The following is a 2,710-nucleotide window of genomic DNA, read 5'->3' as shown; positions in this document are numbered from 1 at the left end:
ACGGCGGCGATCGCCCCCAGTACCGCGCTGGCGCGCAGGCTCAGACCGGCACACAGTGGCAGCAGCGCCGTGACGCCGGCGGCGACCTGCGCGAACAGCGTCGCTCCGCCGTCCGCCAAAATCTGGGGCAGCAATTCGGCGGCAACGGTTCCCGCGACGACCGGGGCGACGCTCGCCGGGATTACCGACCCGACAATGGCGCCGGCTTCCGCGGCGATCGCGCGGATCGCAGGGACGATCGTCGAGACAACCGTCGTGACTATCGTGGGAACGGCCGGAACGATCGCCAGGACATCGCCCGCGATCGCCAGCGCGGCCAATGGGATCGCAATCGCGGCTATGCCGGCCGCAACGGTTACGGGAGCAGCTTCGGCGGCAATAGCTTCGGCGGCGGCAGCTTCGACCAGCGTCAGGGGTGGAACCGCGGCTGGCGCAACGACAACCGCTATGACTGGAACCGCTATCGCAGCGGCAACTCCAGCCTGTACCGCCTCCCGCGTTACTATGCGCCGAACGGCTGGGGCAACGGTTATCGCCGCTTCTCGGTCGGGATCACGCTGTCGTCGATCCTGTGGGACCAGAACTACTGGATCGACGATCCCTGGTCCTATCGTCTGCCTGAGGCATATGGTCCGTATCGCTGGGTCCGCTATTACGACGACGCGTTGCTCGTCGACATCGGCAGCGGCCAGGTCGTCGATACCGTTTACGACATCTTCTACTGATCGACCTTGCAGCAGGGCCCGGCATCGCCGCCGGGCCCTTGCCTTTGCATGGCACGCTTGCCACGTCGCTGACGATGTTCGCCCGCAAAGCCCCCGCCGCCAACGCGCCCGACAAGCAACGCGCCCGCATCGGCGCAGAGGTCGCCCGGCGACTCGAGGCCGATCCGCGCATCCGCCGCGCGGACACCGATTTTGCCCAGGTCTATCTGTACGACGCCTTCCTCGACGCGGCGCAATGCAAGCGCATGATCGCGCTGATCGACGCCGGCCGCCGCCCGTCCACCCTGCTGTCCGACCGCGCCGGCACCGGCTTTCGTACCAGCGAGAGCTGCGACCTGGAACGCTGGTCGCCGGAGGTCCGGCCGGTCGACGAATCCATCGCCCTCCTGCTGGGCATCGACCCCGATCACGGGGAGACCATCCAGGGCCAACGCTACGCGCCCGGCCAGCAATTTCGCACCCATCACGACTATTTCCACGAGGGCGAGAGCTACTGGGAGACGATGAAGAAGTCCGGCGGCCAGCGCACCTGGACCGCGATGATCTACCTCAACGACGTCAAGGAAGGCGGCGCGACCTGGTTCCCCCAGGCCGGCCTGCGCATCGCCCCCAAGCGCGGGCTGCTGCTCGCCTGGAACAACATGAAGCCGGACGGCAGCCCCAACGAGCGCACCATCCACGAAGGCACCGCGGTGGTCGCTGGCACGAAGTACATCGTGACGAAGTGGTTCCGCGAGCAATCCTGGATCAAGCGGTAGGGTTCGCCTCCCGCTTTGCGGGCAAGAAGATCACAAATGAACTACCGCCCCTTTTCATCCTCCGTCACCCCGGACTCGATCCGGGGTCCCGCTAGTCCGCACGAGCCAAAGCATTCTTCGGCAGGAGGGAGCAGGATGAAGTCGGTGCTTATACCGTTCCGACATTTACCGCCTTGTATCCCCGCGAAGGCGGGGACCCAGTACTGGGCTCCCGCCTTCGCGGGAGCACAAACAGGATGCGTCAAAATCGCGACTATTCGCCTTCGCGTCCGAAGGGGATGATCGACGATCGGGTCCGAGGTGACGAGGCGCATTGCGCAGAGATCCCACATCAGCGGCAGAGGAGGACCGCCGTCGGCTCGCTCGCCCCGCAACCCATCACCACCCCTGTCCTACAAGCCCGCCCCTGCCACATCCGCCGCATGCCCGCCGATAACCGCCGCCACCCGCCCCGCCTGCATCTCGATCTCACCGCCCCGCCTCCCGCGCACGCGTAATGGTGTGACTTTTGTGACTTTTCCCGCCCAGCCTCTATGAGCGCCGGATGACCCCCGTTCTCGGCATCACCCGCTCGATCCTCGGCCAGCCCTGGCGGTGGCGCGCACTCGCCGCTGATGCGCGCGATGGGTTCGGCGGGGACGACCTCGTCACCCAGCTACTGCTCTCCCGTGGCGCATTGCGCGAAACGCTCGATCAGCACCGCACTCCGTCGATCCGCGGATTTATGCCCGATCCGTCGATCTTCCGCGACATGGACCGCGCCGCCGATCGCCTCGCCGACGCGGTGCAAGCGGGCGAGAGCGTCGCGGTGTTCGGCGATTACGACGTCGACGGCGCCACCTCCGCTGCGCTGATGATCCTCGTCCTGCGCGATCTCGGGATCGAGGCCCGCCCCTACATCCCCGATCGCCTGCTCGAAGGCTATGGCCCCTCGGGCGAGACGCTGGTCCGCCTCGCCACCGAAGGCGCATCGCTGATCGTCACCGTCGATTGCGGCGCGCAGGCATTCGAGGCGCTCGCGATGGCGCATGCCGCACCGGTCGACGTCATCGTCGTCGATCACCACAAATGCGCCGCCGCGCTGCCGGTCGCGCATTCGCTGGTCAATCCCAACCGCCTCGACGAGACCGACGGCGCTGCCCACGGCCATCTTGCCGCGGTCGGCGTCTGCTTCCTGCTCGCCGCCGCGCTGGTCCGTACGTTGCGCGCCCGCGGCTATTTCGCGAG

At 67.1% G+C, this 2,710-nt stretch carries 3 protein-coding genes; all 3 read left to right on the top strand.

Features of this window, described 5'->3' with window-relative positions; translation table 11 throughout:
- A partial coding sequence (locus tag VF643_RS00670) for an RcnB family protein (protein WP_331041435.1) occupies positions 1-725 on the top strand: 725 nt, incomplete at its 5' end.
- 74 nt (positions 726-799) lie between these two features.
- Positions 800-1,483: a 2OG-Fe(II) oxygenase gene (locus tag VF643_RS00665; RefSeq protein ID WP_331041434.1), complete on the top strand. Its 684-nt coding sequence runs from the start codon at positions 800-802 to the stop codon at positions 1,481-1,483.
- 544 nt (positions 1,484-2,027) lie between these two features.
- On the top strand, positions 2,028-2,710 hold a 683-nt coding region (locus tag VF643_RS00660; RefSeq protein ID WP_331041433.1), incomplete at its 3' end, for a DHH family phosphoesterase.

It is taken from the genome of Sphingomonas sp. (genome assembly GCF_036387595.1).
GTDB lineage: Bacteria > Pseudomonadota > Alphaproteobacteria > Sphingomonadales > Sphingomonadaceae > Sphingomonas.
This window is presented reverse-complemented; position numbering and strand designations above follow the sequence as displayed.

Bases quoted from the DNA above. Each gene is read 5' to 3' on its own strand.
- VF643_RS00665 (WP_331041434.1), top strand. From the start codon at position 800: ATGTTCGCCCGCAAAGCCCCCGCCGCCAACGCGCCCGACAAGCAACGC.